The following is a 20,999-nucleotide window of genomic DNA, read 5'->3' on the forward strand; positions in this document are numbered from 1 at the left end:
CCAGTGACCTGGAGACCACGCCTCATCGCCCTGGACATCGACGGCACGATCACCCCCGTGGGCCGCGAGGACGTCGCACCGGCCGTGCGCGCGGCCATCGGCCGGGCCGTGGACCACGGCGCGCACGTCGTCCTCTCCACCGGCCGCAGCCTCGTCGGCACCCGGCCGATCATCGACGACCTAGGCCTGCGCGACACCACCGCGATCTGCTCCAACGGCGCCGTCTGGTGGGACACGAGCACCCGCGAGGTGATCCGGAAGGTCGAGTTCGACCCCGGGCCGTCGGTCGAGCGCCTGCGGGCCCTGCTGCCCGACTCGGTGTTCGCGGTCGAGCTGACCGGGGTGGGGAACCTCGCGTTCGGCCGGTTCCCGGACGGCGACCTGTGGGGCGAGGTGCGCGAGGTGTCCTACGGGGAGCTGGCGGCCACGGCGACGTCCCGGCTGGTCATGCGCTGGGTCGGCCGCACGCCGGAGGAGCTGGCGCTGCGGATGCTCGACGTCGAGCTGCCCGGCGTGACGGCGTCGTGCGACCACAACGAGCCGTGGCTGACGCTGTCGCCTCCCGGCGTGACCAAGGGCGCGGCGCTGGAGGACCTGCGGGCCAAGCTCGGCGTGTCCGAGGAGGACACGCTGGCCATCGGCGACGGCTCCAACGACGTGGAGATGCTGCGGTGGGCCGCGCACGGCGTCGCGATGGGACAGGCGCCGGTCGCCGTCCGGGAGGTCGCGGACGCGGTCACCGGCACGATCCTCGACGACGGCGCGGCGGCCGTGCTGGACCGGTACTTCGCCGCCTAGTGGTGTCCGACGCCGCGACCGGGCCCGGTTGGTCGCGCCGACGTACCGGCACGGCCCCGGCGCAGCCGTCCTGGACGTGGGACACGCGCGATCAGTCGGTTATGCCCGATTTGGCGATGACGTCGGCGTCGCGGACGCGGACGACCACCTCGCCCGGCCCGCCGTTGAGCTCGGCGAACTCGTTCGCCCGGTCCGCGCCCATGTACCGGGCGCCGATGCGGCCCGCCCAGTAGCGCACCTGCTCGGGGTCGTCCTCGACCTCGGCTCGGCCGGACACGGTGACGAAGGCGAACGGCGGCCGTTCGTCGTCCAGGCAGACCGACACCCGGCCGTCGCGCCGGATCGCCCTGCCCTTGATCGACCCCAGGTTCGTGGTGAACACGAGCGTGCCGGCGTCGAGGTCCACCCAGACGGGTGTGACGTGCGGCGACCCGTCCGCGCGGACGATCGCGAGCTTGCCGGTCCGGGCGGGCGCGGCCGACACGAACTCGCGCCACCAGCCCTCGGGTGCGTCGGTGTGAGCCATGACCGCACACCGTAGAGGCATCCCATCCCTGAGAACGACCCGGTGAACGCCTAGGGGACAACTCAGGGTGAACACGGATTACTACGACCGAGGTAGCTACCACGATAAGACTGAAGTCGCACGGACGAGTCAACTACAGACCGATGTGCGCGACCCGGTGGACCGGGCAAGGTTCAGCCTAGTCCGGGGGATGTGTCGTCCAGGGGAGAAATCATGATCGAGGCTGTCGGCCTCACCAAGCGCTACGGGAAGACGGTGGCGGTGGACAACCTGTCGTTCACCGTCGCGCCCGGCCGGGTCACCGGGTTCCTCGGCCCGAACGGCGCGGGCAAGTCCACCACCATGCGCATGATCCTCGGCCTCGACCGGCCGACCGCCGGTCAGGTGCTGATCGACGGCAAGCCGTACGCGCGGCTCGACCGCCCGCTGCGGACCGTCGGCGCGCTGCTGGACGCCAAGTGGGTGCACCCCAACCGCTCCGCGCGGGCCCACCTGCAGTGGCTGGCGAAGTCCAACGGCCTGCCCGACCGCCGCGTCGACGAGGTGCTGGACATGGTCGGCCTGACCAAGGTCGCCAAGCGCCGCGCGGGCGGGTTCTCCCTCGGCATGTCCCAGCGCCTCGGCATCGCGGGCGCCCTGCTCGGCGACCCGAAGGTGCTGCTGTTCGACGAGCCGGTCAACGGCCTGGACCCGGAGGGCATCCTCTGGATCCGCCAGTTCATGCAGGGCCTGGCCGCCGAGGGCCGCACCGTGCTGGTGTCGAGCCACCTGCTGTCGGAGATGGCGCTGACCGCCCAGGACCTCGTGGTCATCGGGCGCGGCAAGCTCATCTCGCAGTCCAGCACCACCGAGTTCGTCGAGCGGTCGACCGAGAACACCGTCCGGGTGCGCAGCCCGCACGCGGACAAGCTGGGTGCGATGCTCGTCGACAAGGGCTTCACCGTGCGTGAGGACTCCGACGGCTCGCTCACCGTGTCGGGCGCCCTCAGCGACGAGATCGGTGACATCGCGGCGGGCAGCGGCGTGGTGCTGCACGAGCTGAGCCCGCAACGAGGTTCGCTCGAACAAGCGTTCATGCAGCTCACGGGCGATTCTGTCGAGTACCACGCCGAACTCGCCGAGACGGGGAAGTGACCACCGATGACTCTGCTCGCCGTTGAACGGATCAAGCTCTTCTCCACCCGCTCGCCCTGGTGGTGCATGCTGCTGGCAGTCGGCCTGACCGTCGGCCTCGGCGCGATCTTCGCGCTCAACTGGGGCGGTCCGATGCCCGTGATGGGCACGGTGGTCGTCTACAACTTCGGGCTGTACGTGGTCATGGTGATGGCCGCGCTGGCGGTGACCACCGAGTACCGCTTCGGCACGATCAAGGCCACGTTCCAGGCGGTGCCCGACCGCATCTCGCCGATGATCGCCAAGGCGGTCGTCGTGATGCTGCTCTCGGGCGTGGTCGGCCTGGTCGCCGCGTTCGGCTCGTGGGGCCTGAGCCGGGTCATCGCCGACGACTCCTCCGGCCTGGCGCTGGACTCCGCCGCCGACTGGCGGCACCTCGTGGGCGTGGGCCTGGTGTTCGCGATGGGCGCGCTGCTCGCGCTGGGCGTGGGCGCGATGGTCCGGCACACCGCGGGCGCGGTGTCGATCATCCTGGTGTACGCGCTGGTGGTGGAGAGCCTCGTCGGGCTCATCCCGAACATCGGTGACGACATCCAGAAGTGGCTGCCGTTCCTGATGGCCCAGAAGTTCATCCTGGGCGACCCGACCACGGGCGGCATCCCGGCCGGCGAGGGTCCGCCCGTGGTCGGCGACCTGAGCCCGTGGGGTTCGTTCGGGTACTTCGCCGCCATCGCGCTGGCGATCTACGTCATCTCGCTCGTCGTGGTGAAGCGGCGGGACGCGTAACGGGCAGGCCCGCGCCGCCGGCATTCGGGGGCCGGCGCGCGGGCAGCCGGGGGAAAGGGGGAGCTCGGGTCACCTTCGGGGGGTGGCCCGGGCTCTTCTGCTTCAGGTTCCGCCACCAGCGGTTGATCGGACGGGAGATGTCATGATCGAAGCGACCGGCCTCACCAAGCACTACGGCAGGACCGTGGCCGTGGACGACTTGTCGTTCACCGTGCAGCCGGGCCGGGTCACCGGTTTCCTCGGCCCGAACGGCGCGGGCAAGTCCACCACCATGCGGATGATCCTGGGCCTCGACAGCCCCACCCGCGGCAAGGTCACCGTGAAGGGCCGCGACTACCGCTCGCTGCACGAGCCGCTGCGCGTGGTCGGCGCGCTGCTGGACGCGAAGTGGGTGCACCCCAACCGCTCGGCGCGGGCCCACCTGCAGTGGCTGGCCCGGTCGAACCGGATCCCGGACCGGCGTGTGGACGAGGTGCTGGACATCGTCGGCCTCACCCAGGTCGCCAAGCGCCGGGCGGGCGGCTTCTCGCTGGGCATGTCCCAGCGGCTGGGCATCGCGGGCGCGCTGCTCGGCGACCCCGAGGTGCTGATGTTCGACGAGCCGGTCAACGGCCTGGACCCGGAGGGCATCCTCTGGATCCGCCAGTTCATGCACCGGCTCGCCGACGACGGCCGCACCGTGTTCGTGTCGAGCCACCTGCTGTCGGAGATGGCCCAGACCGCGCAGGACCTGATCGTGATCGGGCGCGGCAAGCTGATCTCGCAGACCAGCACCGAGCAGTTCATCAAAGACGCCACCGAGGACACCGTCCGCGTCCGCTCGCCGCAGCTCGACCGGCTGCGCGAGCTGCTCGACGGTCGGGCCCGCGTCGCCGAGGCCGCGGCCTCCGACGGCGCGCTCGTCGTGCACGGGGTGGAGCCCGCGTTCATCGGCGAGCTGGCCGCCTCGAACGGCATCACGCTGCACGAGCTGAGCCCGCAACTCGGTTCGCTCGAAGAGGCCTTCATGCAACTCACGAAGGAATCCGTGGAATACCACGCGAACGAGTGACCGGCGCTCCACCGGGTGCCGGAAAGCGATTCGCCGACCGCGCCCGCGGGTCAGAACCGGTCGTTGCGCCAGAAGTCGTCGGACGGCGGCGGGATTTCGGTGACGACCGGCGCCGGCGCGCGCCGGATCCGACTGCGCCGGGCCAGCAGCAGGCTCACCGCCGCCACCACGATCCCGACCGCGGTCAGCCCGCCGAACGCCACCAGCAGCCGCCCGCTCCCGTCCACCTCGGACGACGGCGCGGCCACGTTCCCGTCCGACGTGGGCGGAGCGTCGGCGGAGGTCGTGCGCGGCGGCGGCGCCAAGGGGTTGCGCTCCACCCGCGGCACGTCGGCGGTCAGCGCGGCGACCGGGTTGACCTGGCCGAACCCGGTCACGTTGTCCCGGCCGGGCGCGAGCAGGTCGGTGGCGGTGGCGATGAGCCGGTTCACCACGTTGCCCGCGTCCAGGTCCGGGTAGCGGGCCCGCACCAGCGCCGCCGCGCCCGAGACCAGCGCCGTGGCCGCGCTCGTGCCGTCCACCTCGGCGTAGCCGGTGTCCACCACCGACACCGGCACGGCGGTCACGATGCGCTGCGCGGGCGCGGCCAGCACGGTCTCCGGGCCGGTGTTGGACTCCGGCCACGGCCCGTTGCCCTCGATCGTGCCGGAGACCGCGATGACGCCCTTGATGTTGGCGGGCGCGCCCACGTGCTCGTCGCCGTCGTTCCCGGTGCCGGCGACCACCACGGCGTCGTTGTCGAACGCGTAGTTGACCGCGCGCAGCAGGTCCGGGGTGAGCGTGGCGAGCGAGGTCAGGGACAGGTTGATGACGTCGGCGCCCTGGTCGACGGCCCAGGTCACGCCCTCGGCGACGGACGCGGTGGTGAACTTGTCGCCGTCCGCGCCGACCGAGATCGGCATGATCATCGCGCCGGGCGCGACGCCGAGCGCGCCGCCGTCCACCGCCCGGCCGGCGATCAACGTCGCCATCGCGGTGCCGTGGCCGTCGTTGTCCTCGGTGCCGTCCGTGCCGGCGGCCGAGCCGAACCCGGTGCCGGGCAGCAGCGCGCCCGCGAGGTCCGGGCGGGTGTCGTCCACGCCCGAGTCGACCACCGCGACGACCACGCCGTCACCCCGCGTGGTGGCGTGCGCGGCGGACACCCCCAAGGCGGTCAGGTGCCACTGCTGCTCCTCGATCGTCTGCGCCCGGGCCACGCCCGGGACCACCATCGCGATCAGGACCGCGGCCGCCACCGCTCTCCCCGTCACCAATTCCCCCTGTGTTCTGGATCACAGATATTCCAAGTCAATCATGTTTCACAGTTCTCGATTCGGGCAAGCGGAGTAAGCCGTTCGTTAAGACGTCGTGAACTCCGGCACAGCCCCATGACAAGCGCATCTGAACCCGGTCAGATGGAAAGCGCGAATCGTGAGGCAGGCGCCTGCCCGCACACGAATTCGGATACCCCCCGTCAAGGAACCCCCCGGAGGTGAACCCGTGACGGTGCTCGATCCGAACCTGAACGCCGAGAACTCGGCGACCGGGTCCAAGGAGCCGCCCAGGAAGGTGCTGCCCCGTCAACGCGACCACGCCCTTCGCGTCGAACCGATGTTGGCGTTGGAATGGTCGCACGCGATCGAAGCCGCGGGAGGGGTCGGCGTCGCCGACTCACCCGCACAGACGCGTCGAGCCTGGATCCACAAGGCCGACGAACAGCAAGTGCTCGCCATGTTCCGCGCAGTGGGCCCCGACGCACCCGCACCTTGGTGGCTCAGGGCCCTGGACCGGGGCCGCATCGCCTCGCGCGCGGCGGCGTTCGCCCTGGAGGACGAGGTGACCCGGTTGCTGGGCAGCCGACCGGGTTGGGTGTTCGTCCCGTGGGCGACCGAGGGCGAGGTCGGCTACTGGGAGTTCGTGCCGTCCGAGAGCGGCGTCTACGGCCCCGCGGAGCCGACCACCGTGCAGTTCACCGACCGGCACCCCGGTTTCGTGGACCTGCTCCCCGCGCACCGGGGCCCCGGTCAGCGCCAACCCATCGAGTTCACCCCCGCCGAGCTGCGCGAGCAGATCGAGGACCTGGAGAACATCGCTTAGCGCACCACCTAGGCTGTACGCCCGTGACGTCCAGCCGCCAGCGACCGCCGCACCACCGATCCGTCGTCAGCTACGTCCAACGCGGCGAACGGATGACCGTGGGGCAGCAGCGCGCATGGGACCGCCACTGGGAGCGCTTGGGCCACGAGGTCAAGGCGCTCCCGGCCGGTCCCGTGCACTTCGACGAGTGGTTCGGGCGCGAGGCGCCCGTCGTGCTGGAGATCGGTTCCGGGATGGGCGAGACCACGTCGCAGCTGGTCGCCGCCGCGCCCGAGGTGAACTACGTGGCCGTCGAGGTCTACAAGCCCGGCCTGGCGCAGCTGCTGCTGCGCGCCGAGGCGCTCGACGTGACCAACCTGCGGGTCCTGCGCGGTGACGCGGTCGACCTGCTCACCGAGCACGTGGAGCCCGGGACCCTGGCCGAGGTGCGGATCTACTTCCCCGACCCGTGGCCGAAGAAGAAGCACCACAAGCGCAGGCTCGTGCAGCCGGAGTTCGTGGGGCTCGTGGCCTCGCGCCTGCGGCCCGGCGGCACGCTGCACCTGGCGACGGACTGGGAGGAGTACGCCGAGCAGATGCTGCGGGTGTGCTCCGCCGAGCCGCTGCTGCGCAACCGGTTCGACGGGTGGGCGCCCAGGCCGCAGTGGCGGCCCGTGACGAAGTTCGAGCAGCGCGCGGTCGAGGAGGACCGGATCAGCCACGACCTGATGTTCGAGCGGATCGAACTCACCTGACCGTGGCATGAAGTCGCGGTCGCCGGCGACCGATGCGGCGACTGCGCGTGGATTCGTCACCGGATCGGGTGGGTTTTATCGATCACCCGATGTGCCCCGTCTGGCAGTGACGTGTGACACCGGTCCGCAACTACGGTTGCCGCCCGTGACCGTAGTAGACAACGAACCGATAACGTTCGACGTGGACGCGGCGGAGGGCTTCCTCCGCATGTTCCACATCGCCCACCCCGAGGCCGGGCCCGTCGGACCGCGCCTGGCCCGGGTCCGCGACGAGATCGCCGAGACCGGCACGTACCGGCACACCGCCCACGAGCTCGCCTACGGCGCGCGGATCGCCCTGCGCGACTCGGGCTGGTGCACCAGCGGCGTGCCGTGGCGCCGGCTCAAGGTCCGCGACCTGCGCGGTCTCCGCAACGCCGCCGCCGTGGCGGCCGAGTGCGTCGAGCACCTGCGCCAGGCGACCAACGGCGGCGAGATCCGACCGCTGGTCACGGTGTTCGCGCCGGACACGCCGACCGCGCCGGGGCCGTGCATCTGGAACGAGCAGCTGGTCCGGTACGCGGGCCACGGCGACGGCTCGGGAGACCTCCGCTACCGCGGGTTCACCGACGCCGTGCGCGCGATGGGCTGGCAGCCGCCCGCGCCGCCCGGCCGCTTCGACCTGCTGCCGCTGGTGGTCGAGACCGCGCACGAGGGGGCGCGGCTGTTCACCGTGCCGCCGGACGTGGTGCACGAGGTGGCCCTCGAACACCCCGACCTGCCCTGGTTCGGGCAGCTCGGCCTGCGCTGGCACGCGGTGCCCGTGATCAGCAACATGCGGCTGGCCATCGGCGGCGTCACCTACCCCGCCGCGCCGTTCAACTCGTGGTTCGTCGGCTCCGAGATCGGTGCCAGGAGCCTGGCCGACGAGAACGCCTGCGGCGCCGCGCGGTCCGTCGCCGAGGCGCTCGGCCTGGACACGTCCACCGAGCGCTCGCTGTGGCGCGACCGCGCCGTGGTCGAGCTGAACCGGGCCGTGCTGCACTCCTTCGACCGCGCCGCCGTGACCATCACCGACCACCACGCCGAGTCGCGGCACCGGCTGTCGTGGCTGCGCTCGCGACAACGCCACTCCGGCAACCGGCCCGCGTTCCGACTCGATCCCGCGGCGGCCGGCCGGGCCCGTGCCGGCGGACCCGCCCGCTTCTCCCCCGCCCCCGCGGAAACGACCCAGCCGCACTCACCCGGACGCCTCGCCGAACTGCTCCGCCGGCGCGTCGAGGGTTTCGGCGACTGAGCGGCCGGCCACCCCCGGCTCAGCGCTGGGAATCGATCAACACGCCGGCCAGCGCCATCAGGACCAGCACCAGCAGGCCGAGCACCGCGCCCGCCCAAGTTGCGACCACTCCGAACATGGTGTACCTCCCGTTCCCCGACTCACCGCTCAAGAGTCACCCCGGGATTCGTCATCCGACATCGGCCACTGGTGTGTTTAACCGGGCGTTCGGGTCAGCCTCGCGGTTGACGGCCCACCCGACCGGGGTCGGACGCGTCACGCGCCGCGACCACCTACCGTGAGGTCCCGTGGAGAGCACTCAGCTCGGGTGGCGGGCCCTGCTCCGCCGCCAGTGGCCGCTGGCGTGCGCCCTGCTCTTCCTCGTCGGCGGCGAGTTCCTCGGCGAGGTCGGCTGGTGGCACCTGCCCGGTGCGGTCGTGGTCTGCGCGCTGGCCGTGCTCGCGCCACGGCGCCCGTTCGACGCCGCGCTGAGCGCCGCGACGGCGGTGGTGGCGAGTTCGGTCCTGCTGCGCGTGGCGGGCGTCGCGCCCGTGACGCCGATGATCGGCGGCCTGGTGGTGGCCGAGGTCGCGGCGCTGATGGCGATCCTCGCGGTGGCGGTGCGGCACGTGCCGCCGGCGCGCGCGGTGGCCGGGGTGGTGCTGCTCGTCGCGGTGTCGGCGTCGGCCGCCGTCGTGCGACCGGAGTACCGGTCGCCGTATTGGTCCGACGACTACAGCGGTCCCGGGTTCTGGGCCCAGGCGGTGTTCGGCGGGGTGCTGCTGGCCCTGTCGGTGGGCACCGGGCTGTACTTCCGCGCCCGCGACCGGGAACGCGCGACCGCCGTGCGGGCCGAGGTCGCGGCGGCGCAGCACACCGAGCGGATGGCGCTGGCCCGCGAGCTGCACGACGTGATCGCGCACTACGTGACCGGGATGGTGGTGCACGCGCAGGCGGCGCAGGCCGTGCCGGCGGCGGCGCAGGAGGCGTTGCCGATCATCGTGCGCAGCGGCAACGAGGCGTTGGCCGAGATGCGCCGCCTGGTCGGCACGTTGCGCGACACCGAGGCCGACGCGCCGACCGCGTCCAGCGACCTGGCCGACGACGTGCGCGGTGTGGTGGAGCGGTCCGGTCAGCACGTGCGGCTGCACGTCGACCTGCCGGTGCCCGTGCCGCCGTCGTTGGGGCGCTCGGTGCTGCGGCTGGTGCAGGAGTCCTTGACCAACGCGCGCAAGCACGCCGAGGAAGCGTCCTCTGTGGACGTCTCGGTGTCCGTTTCGGACGGTGTGGTGCACGTGCTGGTGGCCGACGACGGGCGGGCGCGGAAGACGCCGCCGGTCGGCGGGTCGGGCGGCTACGGGTTGGTGGGCATGCGGGAGCGCGTCGAGCTGCTCGGCGGGCGGTTCAGCGCGGGCACGCGGGCCGGCGGCGGCTGGGAGGTGCGCGCCGCCCTGCCCGTGGTGCGGTGACCGGTTCCCCGACCGCACCACCGGCAGTCCCGCGCGGCCCGCGCGTCCTGGGCGCACGACCGTGACCGGTCAGCCGGCGGTCGGGTGCGACGCGGGCAGTTCGGCGGGCAGCGGGTAGGTGAAGGACCGCGCCGGTTCCTCCGGCGCGAGGTGCCGGTCGACGACGGGACGGCGGCGGGCTCCGCGGTCCTGGTCGGGGATCGTCGGCCGGTAGTCGCCCAGCCACGTGGTGACGTCGCCGGAGAGCCGGGCGTTCTCCTCGTGCAGCTCTCGCACCTGGTGCTCCAGCTCGGCGATCCGCGCCTCCGCGTCGCGGTGCACCCGGACCACCGTCCACAACATCTCGTACGCGCTCGACTCCGGCTTCGGGGAGGTCTCCCCGTCGGCCTGGGTGTCGTCGGACGCCGCGTCGTCGGACGGGGTGTCGTCAGGTGCGGCGAGGCCGTGGTTGCGCGCCCATTCCAGGCCGCCGATCATCGTCGTGGTGATGTCGTCGACCTCAGGGTCCAGCCAGCTCGGACGCGGGTCGTCGGTCTCCCGGCCGGTGACGAGGCCGTGCAGGTAGCGGGCCGTGGCCAGCACCTCCGGCGCGAGCGTCGGGTGCACGGCGGCGTGGACCAGGCTCGCGACCCGGTCCCACGGCGGCACGCAGTCGGGCCGCGCCTGCGCGCCGATCCAGCGCGTCACCTCGGCCCGGACCGCGCCGAGCGACCGGCCGTGGGCCCAGTGCCCGGGTGTTCGCGCCGCCCGCCGGAGCACCCGCCGGTACGCGGTGCTCATCCGACCGTTGTCGTCCACGAGGTGCACCAACAGGAACAGCGCGAGCCATCGACGTTCCCGGGACAGGTCCGGTTCGGAGAAATCGGCCTCCGATCGCAGGACCGCCGCCGCGGGTTCCCCCCTGCCGCGACGCTCGCCGGGTTGAGCACTTCCACCGTTACGAGCCACTGTCACTCCTTCGCCGGATCAGCGGGACCACCACCTCTCCCAACGTTTCGGAGATTACGTCCATCCGGCGGGTGAACACCGCCCGAGAAGGTCAAACCCACTGTTCGGGTTACGGGGTGAGGCGTGGGCCGCCACGTTGTGTGTCGCTCGTTCGAGTGCGGCAGGATCGGGGTATGTCGCTGCGCCTGCACGCCCCCGTGGTCCTGCCCTGCGATCCCGCCTGCACCGTCCTGCGCGACGCCGTCGTCGACGTCGTCGACGGCCGGGTCACGCACGTCGGCCCGGCGGCCGACGCCCCGGAGTTCGCGGGCGAGGTCCGCCGGCTGAGCGGGATCCTGTTGCCCGGCCTGGTGAACGCGCACGCGCACAGCCCGATGGTGCTGCTGCGCGGCATGGGCGGCGACCTGCCGCTGCTGCGCTGGCTGCGCGAGGCGATGTGGCCGGCCGAGGCGAAGATGAAGCCGTCGGACATCCGGGTCGGCATGCTGCTCGGCGCGGTGGAGATGCTGCGCAACGGCGTGACCACGAGCGCCGAGATGTACTTCCACGGCGAGCAGCTCGCGGACGCGGTGCTCGCGGCCGGGTCGCGCGTGCTGTTCGGTGCGGCGATCATGGACCTGCCGGGGATGCCGTGGCGGCCGATGACCGACGAGATCACCCGGTGGATCGACGCCGACGGGCTGCGGTTCGGGCCGGACGAGCGGGTCGAGCTGAGCTACGGGCCGCACTCGGCGTACATCCTGTCGCCGGAGGCGCTCGGCGAGATCGCGGGCGAGGCGCGTGACCGCGGCGCGCTGGTGCAGGTGCACGTGGCCGAGTCGCCGGAGGAGGACCTGGAGCAGCGGGCGTCGCACGGGTCCGTGCCGCGGTTGTTGGAGCAGGCGGGCGTGCTGGGCGGGCGGGTGCTGTCGGCGCACTCCGTGCACCTGTCGCCGGAGGACGTGGCGATCTACGCCCGGCACGGGGTCGGCATCGCGCACTGCCCCGGCTCGAACACCAAGCTGGCGTCGGGCATCGCGCCGTTGCGGTCGTACCTGGACGCGGGCGTCGCGGTCGGGTTGGGCACCGACGGGCCGGCGTCCAACGACGACCTGGACCTGTTCGAGGAGGCCAGGTTGGCGGCGCTGCTGGCGCGCGTGACGTCGGGGGACGCGACCGCGATGCGGGCGGCGGACGCGTTGCTGCTCGCCACGCGCGGTGGTGCGGCGGCGTTGGGGCGTGACGACCTGGGCGCGCTCGAGCCCGGTCGGTGGGGCGACGTGGTGCACGTGGACGTGGACGACCCGGCGTTCGCCACGGGGTTGGACGCGCCGGACGAGCAGGTGCTGGCGAACCTGGTGTGGGCTTCGGGCACGCGGCGGGTCAAGGACGTGTGGGTGGCGGGCAAGCAGGTCGTGGCCGACGGCGAGACCACGAACGTGGACCGGCGTGAGGCGCAGGCGGGCGTGCGCGAGGTGGCGGCCCGGCTGCGGTAGTTCAGCGGGGGCGGGGGCGGGGGCGGAGGACGATCTCGGTGAAGTGGGCGTCCTCGCCCGCGTTCACGGCGGTGGCGACGGCCCGGGCCACGGAGTCCGCGTGCAGGTAGAGGTGCGGCTGGTAGTCGCCGTTCTCCTGCTCGCGGACACCGCGCTGCATGTCGGTGTCGACGCGTCCGGGGTGGACGGACGTGACGCGGAGGTCTTCTTCTTCGGCGCGCAGTGCGTCGCCGAAGGCGCGCAGGGCGAACTTGCTGGCGGCGTAGACGCCCCAGTCGGGGTTGGCGCGCAGCCCCGCGCCGGAGTTGATCAGCACGACGTGGCCGCGGGCGGCGCGCAGGAGCGGCAGCGCCAGCCGGGTGAGCTCGGCGACCGCGACCACGTTGACGTCGAGGGTGCGGCGCCAGACGTCGGCGGTCGCGTCGGCGAGGGGGCCGAGTTCGGCGACGCCCGCGCTGTGCACCAGGACGTCCAGGCGCGTGAGGCGGGCGGTGGCCGCGGCCAGGGCGTCGGTGTCGGTGAGCTCGACCGGCCAGGGGCGGGCGGACTCCAGCGTCGCGGCCAGGTCCGCCAACGCGTTCTCGTCGCGTCCGCCGAGCAGCAGGTCGTGCGTGGGGGCGAGGGCGCGCGCCACCGCCGCACCGATCCCACGCGACGCACCGGTCACCAGCGCAACGGGTCGACTCATGCCAGGACCCTAACCAACCACCGCCCGCGGCGTGCCCACCGGCGACGCTTCGCAGGCGTCCCCGGCGAGCGCGTGTCAAAGGTGGGCTGCCGGCGACGTGTCGGTGGCCGGAACGCGGCGAGGTCTCCGGTGAGTGGTTCAGCGACCAAGCGAAACCGCAGTACCGGAGACCTCGTGGCCGGCGTGGCGGCAGCGGGGCAGGCCGACCTGACCGACGCGCGGTGAGCGGTCTTGCCACTCTTTGCCGCCCGTCGGTGCCAAGTCGGGCCGTCCGCCGAAGTGGAGCAAGAGGCAGTTGATCGACGGCTTTCGGTGGCGGGTGCGGATCGGTGTCGCCGGGTCGATCGTGTGGGACGTGTCGGTGGATCCCACGGTCATCCGGGCGCACCAGCACGCCGCCGGCCGGACCGCTGATAGGGGCACGACCGACCGATGGACAGGTCTCGTCGTAACGTGGGTGCCGGCCGACGATGCCCGTCCCGCGACCACCCGCGACGAACGAACGGCACGACCGATGACCAGCGATTACCAGGTGTTCCTCGGTCTGGATGTGGGCAAGGGCGAGCACCACGCCGTCGGCTTGGACCCCGAAGGAAGCGGCTGCACGACGGACCGCTGCCCAACAGCGAGCCCAGGCTGCGGGCGTTGTTCGACAGACTCGCGGCCCACGGTCCGCTGCTGGTGGTGGTCGACCAGCCTGTGACGATCGGCGCGCTGCCGGTCGCCGTCGCCCGCGCCGCCGGCCTGAAGGTCGCCTACCTGCCCGGCCTGGCCATGCGCCGCGTCGCCGACCTCTACCCCGGCCGCGCGAAGACCGACGCCCGGGACGCCTTCGTCCTCGCCGACGAGGCCCGCAGTCTGCCGCACACGCTGCGTCCGGTCGACGTCGGCGACGAGGCCCTGGCCGAGCTGGACGTGCTGGTCGGGTTCGACGACGACCTGGCCGGCGAGGCCACCCGGATCGGCAACCGCATCCGCGGCCTGCTCGCCGGCGTCCACCCCGCCCTGGAACGCGCCATCGGCCCCAGGATCAGCCACCCGGCGTGCTGGAGATCCTTTCCCGCTGCGGAGGCCCGACCGGCATCGCCAAGGCGGGCCGACGCAAACTCACCGCGATCGCGTCCGCCCACGCCCCGCGGATGGGTGACAAGCTCGTCGAGGCGATCATGACGGCGCTGGACGAGCAGACCGTCACCGTCCCGGGTACCACGGCCGCCGACACGGTGCTGCCCCGCCTGGCCGACAGCCTGAAAACCGTTCTCCTGCAACGCAAACAGGTCGCCGTCGAGGTCGAGGGGATACTCGGTGCACACCCTCTCGCCGGGGTCCTGACCTCCATGCCCGGCATCGGGGTCAGGACCGCAGCCCGCATCCTGCTGGAGATCGGCGACGCCACCGCGTTCAAGTCCTCCGGGCACCTGGCCGCCTACGCCGGCATCGCCCCGGTCACCCGCAGCTCCGGCAGCAGCATCAAGGGCGAGCACCCGGCCCGAACCGGCAACCGCAAACTCAAACGAGCGTTCTTCCTCGCCGCGTTCGCCGCCCTGTCCGACCCCGCCAGCAGGGCCTACTACCAGCGAAAACGCCACCAAGGCAAAAACACAACGCCGCACTGATCTGCCTGGCCCGCCGCCGCTGCGACGTCCTGTTCGCCATGCTCCGCACCAAGACCCACTACCGACACCCCGAAGTCGTCCCCACCCCGATCGCTGCCTGACAACCACATAGGGACACCCCCGGCGACGGCGACGCTTCGCAGGCGTCCCCGGCAAGGGGACCCCTGCTTTCACCCTGCCACGCAGGACCGACGAATCGGCGGCGTCGGGCGTCACCTGTGGACAACTCGCTCGCCTGTGGACAAGTCGGTGGAGGGCTCGGGCGTGGTGGCGCGAGCCCTCCACCCCGGGTCAGCCGCAGATGCGGCCCTTGTCCTTCTTCCACACCGCGACCACGGACGGGCGCGGCTGGGAGTTGCCGCCGTCCGGCCAGTGCGACAGCGGGTTGGCGGCCGAGGCGCCGTCGATCTCACCGGGGTGCTGCACGGCGACGAGCACGAAGTCGTCCTCGACCACCGGGCCGCACGTCTCGGCGCCCCTCGGCACGGTCAGGAACTGCTTCACCCGGCCGCGGTACGGGCCCTCGACCGGCACCGCGAACAGGCCGTCGTTGGACTTCAGGGCGTTGCCGTCGGTGGAGATCCACAGGTTGCCCCGCGCGTCGAACGCCAGGTTGTCCGGGCACGAGATCGGCGAGACCTGGGTCTTGTCGTAGCCGCCGAAGTACGTGTCGGCCGACGTCGGGTCGCCGCACACCAGCAGCAGCTTCCACGAGAACGACGTGGCGGTGTTGTCGCCGTGGCGCTCCTCCAGCTCCAGCACGTGACCGTGGCGGTTGTTCGGGCGCGGGTTCGGCTCGGTCGCGCCTTCCTTGCCCGCCTTGCCGCGGTCGCTGTTGTTGGTCAGCGCCGCGTACACCCGGCGGTTGCGCGGGTTGGGCTCGACGTCCTCGGGGCGGTCCATCTTGGTCGGGCCGACGGCGTCCGCCGCGAGCCGCGTGAAGACGTAGACCTCCTCGGCGGTGAAGCCGGGCACGAACGAGCGGTCGCCCGCGGCCAGCGGGATCCACTCGCCGGAGCCGTCGAACTCACCGTCGGCGGGCAGCTTGCCGGAACCGTCGATCTCGGCGACCGGGCTGTCGCCGGTGAGCTTGGCGACGTACAGCGTGCCCTTGTCCAGCAGCTTCTTGTTGTGCTCGCGCGCGTGCTTGCTGTTGCCCGGCTTGACCTTCTCGTCGGACACGAACTTGTACATGTAGTCGAAGCGCTCGTCGTCGCCCATGTACGCGACCACGCGGCCGTCGCGGGCGACGATCACGTTCGCGCCCTCGTGCTTGAAGCGGCCCAGCGCGGTGTGCTTGACCGGGGTCGAGTCCGGGTCGAGCGGGTCGATCTCGACGACCCAGCCGAACCGGTTGACCTCGTTGGGCTCCTGCGCCACGTCGAAGCGCTTGTCGAACCGCTCCCACTTGCGGGTGGACGCCGCGCCGGACAGGCCGTAGCGGGCCAGCCGCGCCTTGGCGACCGGGTCGGTGACCGAGCCCGCGTTGGCGAAGTACTGGTTGAAGTTCTCCTCGCCGGACAGGATCGTGCCCCACGGCGTCACGCCGCCGGCGCAGTTGTTGAGCGTGCCCAACACCTTCGTGCCGGTCGGGTCGGCGGAGGTCTTGAGGTACTTCGAGCCCGCCGCCGGCCCGGTGACCGCGAACTCCGAGGTCGCGGTCAGCCGCCGGTTGTAGCGCCGGTCCAGCTTGGGCACGAGCTTCCCGCTGCGCCGGTCGCGCTCGACCAGCACCACCGACGCGCCGTGCGCGGCCCAGGCGATCTCGGTCTGCTCACGGGTCGGGTTGGCCGCGTCCCAGTCCTTGAACAGGAACTCCTCGGAGGTGTACTCGTGGTTGGCCACGAGCACCCACCGGTCGTGCCCGCCGACCGGCACCAGGCCGAGGAAGTCGCAGTTGTAGCCGAACTGCTTCGCCTGCGCGGCCGGGGTCTGGCGGTCGAAGTCGAACGCGGGCGCGCCGGGCACCACCGGGTCGCCCCAGCGCAGCACGACGCCCTGCTCGTAGCCCTCGGGCGCGACGACGCGGTCCTCGGTGTTGGGCGCGACGGCGGTGAAGTTCAGGCCGTCACGTCGACGACCGCCGCCGAGGTCGGCGTCGGGGGCGACCTCGGGCTTCGCGGCGGCGCTGCCGGCACCGACCAGCCCGACACCCGCGCCCGCGACGGCGAGCACCGCGCCCGCCTTGAGCAGGCCGCGCCGACGCACGACCTCGCCGACGACGTCACCGAAGTAGGCGTTGTCGGACGTGTTGGGCGCCTCGTGCGCGCACGCGTCGCCGCAGCGGTACTTGCAGGTGATCGCCGAACGCCCGAGGGGGTGGTTGGGCAGCAGGGGCAGCAGACGCCGCCCCCGATCGGTGGATGAGGACACGCGGACCTCCGAGATCGCTCAGTGGGAACCGGGCGACCGTAAGAGGGCAAGTCCACCTGCAGCGGACTTCGAAGTGAACGCGAGGCGAACACCTCGGGCGTCGACGAGCCGGAACCGCCAGCTCACACGGGGTGTCGCCGGGCGGTCACTCACCGATGCGGTGGTGGTCCCGCCAGACCGCGACGACCGCGGAGCGCGGTTGCGAGTCGCCGCCGTCCGGCCAGTGCGAGACCGGGTTGTCCGCACTGGCGCCGTCCACCTCGCCGGGGTGCTGCACGCACACCGTGACCACGCGTTCGCCGATCACCGGCCCGCACGTCTCCGCGCCGCGCGGCACGGTGAGGAACGCCTGGAGCCGCCCGCGGTGCGGCCCGGACACCGGCACGGCGTACAGGCCGTCGTTGTAGCCGTTGAGCGCGCCGCCCGAGTCGCTGGAGATCCACAGGTTGCCGTGCCGGTCGAACGCCACGTTGTCGGGGCTGGAGACCGGGGAGACCCGGGTCTTGTCGTAGCCCGCGAAGTAGGTGTCGGGCGAGGCCGGGTCGCCGCAGACCAGCATCAGGTTCCACGTGAAGGTGAGCGCGAGGGCGTCGCCGCCGCGCTCGGCGAGTTCCAGCACCTGGCCGTGCTTGTTGGCCACGCGCGGGTTCGGCTCGGTCGCGCCCTCCTTGCCCTCCTTGCCGCGGTCGACGTTGTTGCTCAGGGCGAGGTAGACGACACCGGTGCGCGGGTGGGTCTGGATGTCCTCGGGACGGTCCATCCTGGTCGCGCCGACCTTGTCCGCGGCGAGCCGGGTGAAGACGTAGACCTCTTCGGCGGTCATGCCCGGCACGAACGACCGCGTGCCGCTGACCAGCGGGATCCACTCGCCGCGGCCGTCGAACCGGCCGTCGGAGGGCAGCCTGCCGGAGCCGTCGATCTCGGCGGGCGGGCTGTCGCCGGTGAAGCGGGCGACGTAGAGCGTGCCGTCGTCGAGGAGGGTCATGTTGTGCCGGCGGGCGGCTTTGCCGTCGCCGCGGCGCACCTTGCCGGTGGAGACGAACTTGTAGACGTACTCGAACCGCTCGTCGTCGCCGGAGTAGGCGACCACCCGGCCGTCGCCCGCGATGCGGACGTTCGCGCACTCGTGCTTGAAGCGGCCGAGCGCGGTGTGCTTGACCGGCGTGGAGTCGGGGTCGAGCGGGTCGATCTCGACGACGTAGCCGAACCGGTTGGCCTCGTTGGGCTCCCGCGCCAGGTCGAAGCGCCGGTCGAACCGCTCCCACTTGCGGGTGGTGGCCGTGCCGGTGATGCCGTAGCGGGTCAGGCGCGGGTCGGCCAGCGCGTCGGCGTTGCCGAAGTACTGGTTGAAGTTCTCCTCACCGGACAGGATCGTGCCCCACGGCGTGACGCCGCCGGCGCAGTTGTTCAGCGTGCCGAGCACCAGCGTGCCGGTCGGGTCGGCGGAGGTCTTGAGGTACTCCGAGCCCGCCGCCGGACCGGTGAGCCGGAACGGCGTCGTGGCCGTGATGCGGCGGTTGTAGCGGGAGAACCGCGTGCTCAGCCGGCCGTCGCGGGACTGGTGGACCTGCACGACGGACAGGCCGTGCGCCGCCCACGCGATCTCGACCTGCTCGCGGGTGGGGTTCTCGGCGTCGTAGCCGCGGAACATGAACGGCTCGCCGGTGTACTCGTGGTTGGTGACGAGCAGGTTCGCCCGTCCCGTCGGGTCCAGCGGCAGCAGCGCGGCGAAGTCGCAGTTGAACCCGAACTGGCGGGCCTGCGCGGCGGCGGTCTGGCGGTCGAAGTCGAACTCCGGCGCGTCGGGGAAGAGCGGGTCGCCCCAGCGGATCACGACTTCCTGGCGGTAGCCCTCGGGGACGACGACGGCGTCCAGCGCGTTCGGCGCGACGGGTTCGAAGTCCAGGCCGAGCGGACGCGATCCGGCCGCCGCGCTGTCCGTGCCGGCCGCCGCTGTGCCCGTCCCGGCCGCCGCGCCACCGCCGACCGCGGCGACGACCAGCGCCGCTTTGATGGCCGTGCGGCGGTCGACCAGGTCGTCGAAGGACGGGTTGCCCGAGGTGTTCGGCACGTCGTGGAAGCACGCGTCGCCGCAGCGGTACTCGCAGGTGACGGCCGCGCGGCCGGCGGAGTGGTTGGCCAGCAGGGGAAGGTGTCGCACCACGACGCGCCTCCTACGGTCAGTACGGGACCAACTGACAGTAGGCCGGCGTTCACCTGTTGTTAACCCACCAAGTCCTCGCCGACGAGAATCGCTTCGGTCGGCACGGCGCGCTCGGACGTGCGACCGAGGGCGAGCAGGCCGGCCGCGAGGGCGCAGCACGCGGCGGCGACCACGAACGGGTGGGCGAGGTGGCCGACGAACGTCGCGGCCAGCGCGCCGCCGAACCAGCGCAGGAAGTTGTAGCCCGCGCTCGCCACCTGGCGCGGCGCCGGGCTGACGCTCATCGCCGTGCTCGTGAACAGGGTGTTGAGCACGCCCGAGACCACGCCGCTGACGATCACCGCGACCACCAGGAGCGGCTTGCTCGGCACGGCCATGACCAGCATCAGCACCGCGAACGCGAGCACCGCGGCGACGGTCGTGCGGCGGTCGCCGAAGCGGTCGGCCAGGCGTGGCGCGAGCCAGACCCCCGCCACCGCGACGCACGCGCCCCAGCCGAAGAAGACCAGCCCGATCCGCACCGCGCCCCAGCCGAGGACGAACGGCGACCAGGCCAGCACGGCGAAGAACGCGGCCGTGTAGAGGGCGGAGCCGAGCGCCGTGCGCAGCAGGTCGGGGTGGCGCAGGGCGCGCAGCGGGTCGAGGAGCCGGATCGGTTGCCGCGACTCGTCGTCGGCGAGGAAGACCGCGCACAGCACGAGGGCGACGGCCATCAGCACGGCGGTGCCGATTAACGGGCCGCGCCACGAGAAGCTGCCGAGCAGGGCGCCGAGCAGCGGCCCGACGGACAGGCCGAGGCCGAGCGCGGCTTCGTAGAGCAGGATCGCGCCCTTCCGGCCGCCGGTGGCCGCGCCGACGATCACCGACAGCGCGGTGGCGATGAAGAACGCGTTGCCCAGGCCCCAGACGGCGCGCAGGCCGACGAGCTGGCCGATGTCGCCCGCGAGTGCGCACAGCGTCGTGGCCGCCACGATCAGGGCGAGGCCGCCGACGAGCGTGCGCTTCGCGCCGAAGCGGGCCGACGCGACGCCGGTGAAGAGCATGGCGACGACCTGGACGCCCAGGTAGGAGGAGAAGAGCAGGGTGACCTGCGACGGTGTGGCGCGCAGGCCCTCGGCGATCGACAGCAGGATCGGGTCGACGAGCCCGATGCCCATGAACGCGATCACCGCGGCGAACGCCGTGACCCACACCTGACGGGGTTGGTCGAGGAATTTCACTTAGCTAGCCTAACCAATTATGGTTAGGCTAGATAAGTAAGTGCGCTCACACTACGGTCATGGGTGTGGATGCGGTGGTGTTCGACCTCGACGGCGTGCTGGTGGACTCCGAGCGGATGTGGGACGAGGTGCGCCAGGCCTTCGCCGCCCGGCACGGTGGCACGTGGCAACCGGCGGCGACCAGGGCGATGCAGGGCATGAGCACGCCCGAGTGGGCGACCTACCTGGTGACCGAGGTCGGCGTGCGGCTGACACCGGCGGAGGCGGCGGCGGGCGTGATCGGCGAGATGGCCGAGCGCTACGCCGAGGGCCCGCCCGTGCTGCCGGGCGCGGTGGACGTCGTGCGCGAGGTGGCGTCGCGCTACCCGGTCGCCATCGCCAGCTCGTCGCCGCCGGTGCTGATCAAGTCGTTCCTCGCCGCGACCGACCTGACCGACGTCGTCCCGGTGGCCCTCTCCAGCGAGCAGGCGGGCGCGGGCAAGCCGGCGCCGGACGTCTACCTCCTGGCCACGTCGAAGCTGGGCGTCGACCCGACCCGCAGCGCGGCGGTGGAGGACTCGACCAACGGCCTGCGCGCGGCCCTGTCCGCCGGCATGACCGTCTACGCCGTCCCGAACGAGCACTTCCCGCCCGATCCGGCGGTGTTGGCGCAGGTCACCGTGCTGCGGCGGCTGTCGGACCTGCCCGGCGCCCTGTCGACGCCCTAG

At 72.3% G+C, this 20,999-nt stretch carries 17 protein-coding genes and 1 pseudogene; 11 read left to right on the plus strand and 7 right to left on the minus strand.

The features are described from left to right. The first annotated feature begins 3 nt into the window (after positions 1-3). Positions 4-798 carry an HAD family hydrolase gene (locus AB0I91_RS05140; RefSeq protein WP_499607755.1) on the plus strand — a complete coding sequence of 265 codons (795 nt, stop codon included), beginning with the start codon at positions 4-6 and terminating at the stop codon, positions 796-798. 91 nt (positions 799-889) lie between these two features. Here AB0I91_RS05140 and AB0I91_RS05145 read toward each other — a convergent pair whose 3' ends face one another. Further along, on the minus strand, positions 890-1,324 hold the full coding sequence (locus AB0I91_RS05145; protein ID WP_499607752.1) for a PPOX class F420-dependent oxidoreductase: 435 nt from the start codon (positions 1,322-1,324) through the stop codon (positions 890-892). A 213-nt stretch (positions 1,325-1,537) separates the two neighbouring features. Here AB0I91_RS05145 and AB0I91_RS05150 point away from each other — a divergent pair, with 213 nt between their 5' ends. From AB0I91_RS05150 to AB0I91_RS05160, 3 genes are all read left to right on the plus strand, one after another. After that, positions 1,538-2,458, plus strand: coding sequence for an ABC transporter ATP-binding protein (locus AB0I91_RS05150; protein WP_498771524.1), 921 nt, complete (start codon positions 1,538-1,540; stop codon positions 2,456-2,458). A 6-nt stretch (positions 2,459-2,464) separates the two neighbouring features. Further along, a complete protein-coding gene (locus AB0I91_RS05155; RefSeq protein WP_499635307.1) occupies positions 2,465-3,223 on the plus strand; it encodes a hypothetical protein in 759 nt (252 codons plus the stop codon). Between the two features lie 142 nt (positions 3,224-3,365). Beyond that, entirely contained in the window at positions 3,366-4,274 is a 909-nt protein-coding gene (locus tag AB0I91_RS05160; protein ID WP_498771521.1) for an ABC transporter ATP-binding protein, read from the plus strand. Between the two features lie 50 nt (positions 4,275-4,324). Here the strand turns inward: AB0I91_RS05160 and AB0I91_RS05165 are convergent, their stop codons facing one another. Then, on the minus strand, positions 4,325-5,524 hold the full coding sequence (locus AB0I91_RS05165) for a S8 family serine peptidase (protein WP_499635310.1): 1,200 nt from the start codon (positions 5,522-5,524) through the stop codon (positions 4,325-4,327). A gap of 229 nt (positions 5,525-5,753) precedes the next feature. Here AB0I91_RS05165 and AB0I91_RS05170 point away from each other — a divergent pair, with 229 nt between their 5' ends. The 4 genes from AB0I91_RS05170 (at position 5,754) to AB0I91_RS05185 (ending at position 9,808) form a co-directional block, all read left to right on the plus strand. Continuing rightward, on the plus strand, positions 5,754-6,350 hold the full coding sequence (locus AB0I91_RS05170; RefSeq protein ID WP_498771516.1) for a hypothetical protein: 597 nt from the start codon (positions 5,754-5,756) through the stop codon (positions 6,348-6,350). A gap of 92 nt (positions 6,351-6,442) precedes the next feature. Continuing rightward, positions 6,443-7,084, plus strand: a complete 642-nt coding sequence (gene trmB / locus AB0I91_RS05175; protein ID WP_498771964.1) for a tRNA (guanosine(46)-N7)-methyltransferase TrmB — start codon at positions 6,443-6,445, stop codon at positions 7,082-7,084. 145 nt (positions 7,085-7,229) lie between these two features. Next, on the plus strand, positions 7,230-8,360 hold the full coding sequence (locus AB0I91_RS05180; protein WP_499635313.1) for a nitric oxide synthase oxygenase: 1,131 nt from the start codon (positions 7,230-7,232) through the stop codon (positions 8,358-8,360). Between the two features lie 287 nt (positions 8,361-8,647). After that, positions 8,648-9,808 carry a sensor histidine kinase gene (locus AB0I91_RS05185; RefSeq protein ID WP_499607741.1) on the plus strand — a complete coding sequence of 387 codons (1,161 nt, stop codon included), beginning with the start codon at positions 8,648-8,650 and terminating at the stop codon, positions 9,806-9,808. Between the two features lie 69 nt (positions 9,809-9,877). On the opposite strand, the gene AB0I91_RS05190 is transcribed toward AB0I91_RS05185, so the two are convergent. After that, positions 9,878-10,606 (minus strand): hypothetical protein, encoded by a 729-nt coding sequence (locus AB0I91_RS05190; RefSeq protein ID WP_499635316.1) that lies wholly within the window; start codon positions 10,604-10,606, stop codon positions 9,878-9,880. A gap of 323 nt (positions 10,607-10,929) precedes the next feature. Between AB0I91_RS05190 and AB0I91_RS05195 the strand changes: the two genes are divergently transcribed. Beyond that, positions 10,930-12,231 (plus strand): amidohydrolase family protein, encoded by a 1,302-nt coding sequence (locus AB0I91_RS05195; RefSeq protein ID WP_499635319.1) that lies wholly within the window; start codon positions 10,930-10,932, stop codon positions 12,229-12,231. 1 nt (position 12,232) lies between these two features. Here the strand turns inward: AB0I91_RS05195 and AB0I91_RS05200 are convergent, their stop codons facing one another. After that, positions 12,233-12,919: an SDR family oxidoreductase gene (locus tag AB0I91_RS05200; protein ID WP_499635322.1), complete on the minus strand. Its 687-nt coding sequence runs from the start codon at positions 12,917-12,919 to the stop codon at positions 12,233-12,235. Between the two features lie 514 nt (positions 12,920-13,433). Between AB0I91_RS05200 and AB0I91_RS05205 the strand changes: the two are divergent. Continuing rightward, positions 13,434-14,636: pseudogene (locus AB0I91_RS05205) on the plus strand (IS110 family RNA-guided transposase). 190 nt (positions 14,637-14,826) lie between these two features. On the opposite strand, the gene AB0I91_RS05210 reads toward AB0I91_RS05205, so the two are convergent. From AB0I91_RS05210 to AB0I91_RS05220, 3 genes are all read right to left on the minus strand, one after another. Then, positions 14,827-16,908 carry a PhoX family protein gene (locus AB0I91_RS05210; protein ID WP_499607732.1) on the minus strand — a complete coding sequence of 694 codons (2,082 nt, stop codon included), beginning with the start codon at positions 16,906-16,908 and terminating at the stop codon, positions 14,827-14,829. Between the two features lie 145 nt (positions 16,909-17,053). Further along, complete coding sequence (locus tag AB0I91_RS05215; RefSeq protein ID WP_498771502.1) at positions 17,054-19,069, minus strand: PhoX family protein; 2,016 nt, start codon at positions 19,067-19,069, stop codon at positions 17,054-17,056. A gap of 62 nt (positions 19,070-19,131) precedes the next feature. Next, on the minus strand, positions 19,132-20,292 hold the full coding sequence (locus AB0I91_RS05220) for an MFS transporter (RefSeq protein ID WP_499635324.1): 1,161 nt from the start codon (positions 20,290-20,292) through the stop codon (positions 19,132-19,134). Between the two features lie 65 nt (positions 20,293-20,357). On the opposite strand from AB0I91_RS05220, the gene AB0I91_RS05225 reads away from it, so the two are divergent. After that, entirely contained in the window at positions 20,358-20,999 is a 642-nt protein-coding gene (locus tag AB0I91_RS05225) for an HAD family hydrolase (protein ID WP_498771962.1), read from the plus strand.

Origin of the sequence: Actinosynnema sp. NPDC049800 (genome assembly GCF_040656635.1) — a bacterium.
Classification (GTDB): Bacteria; Actinomycetota; Actinomycetes; order Mycobacteriales; family Pseudonocardiaceae; genus Actinosynnema.

Coding starts and splice junctions, on each gene's coding strand:
- AB0I91_RS05145 (WP_499607752.1), bottom strand. CDS start 1,324: ATGGCTCACACCGACGCACCCGAGGGCTGGTGGCGCGAGTTCGTGTCG.
- AB0I91_RS05150 (WP_498771524.1), top strand. CDS start 1,538: ATGATCGAGGCTGTCGGCCTCACCAAGCGCTACGGGAAGACGGTGGCG.
- AB0I91_RS05155 (WP_499635307.1), top strand. CDS start 2,465: ATGACTCTGCTCGCCGTTGAACGGATCAAGCTCTTCTCCACCCGCTCG.
- AB0I91_RS05160 (WP_498771521.1), top strand. CDS start 3,366: ATGATCGAAGCGACCGGCCTCACCAAGCACTACGGCAGGACCGTGGCC.
- trmB (WP_498771964.1), top strand. CDS start 6,443: ATGACCGTGGGGCAGCAGCGCGCATGGGACCGCCACTGGGAGCGCTTG.
- AB0I91_RS05195 (WP_499635319.1), top strand. CDS start 10,930: ATGTCGCTGCGCCTGCACGCCCCCGTGGTCCTGCCCTGCGATCCCGCC.
- AB0I91_RS05200 (WP_499635322.1), bottom strand. CDS start 12,919: ATGAGTCGACCCGTTGCGCTGGTGACCGGTGCGTCGCGTGGGATCGGT.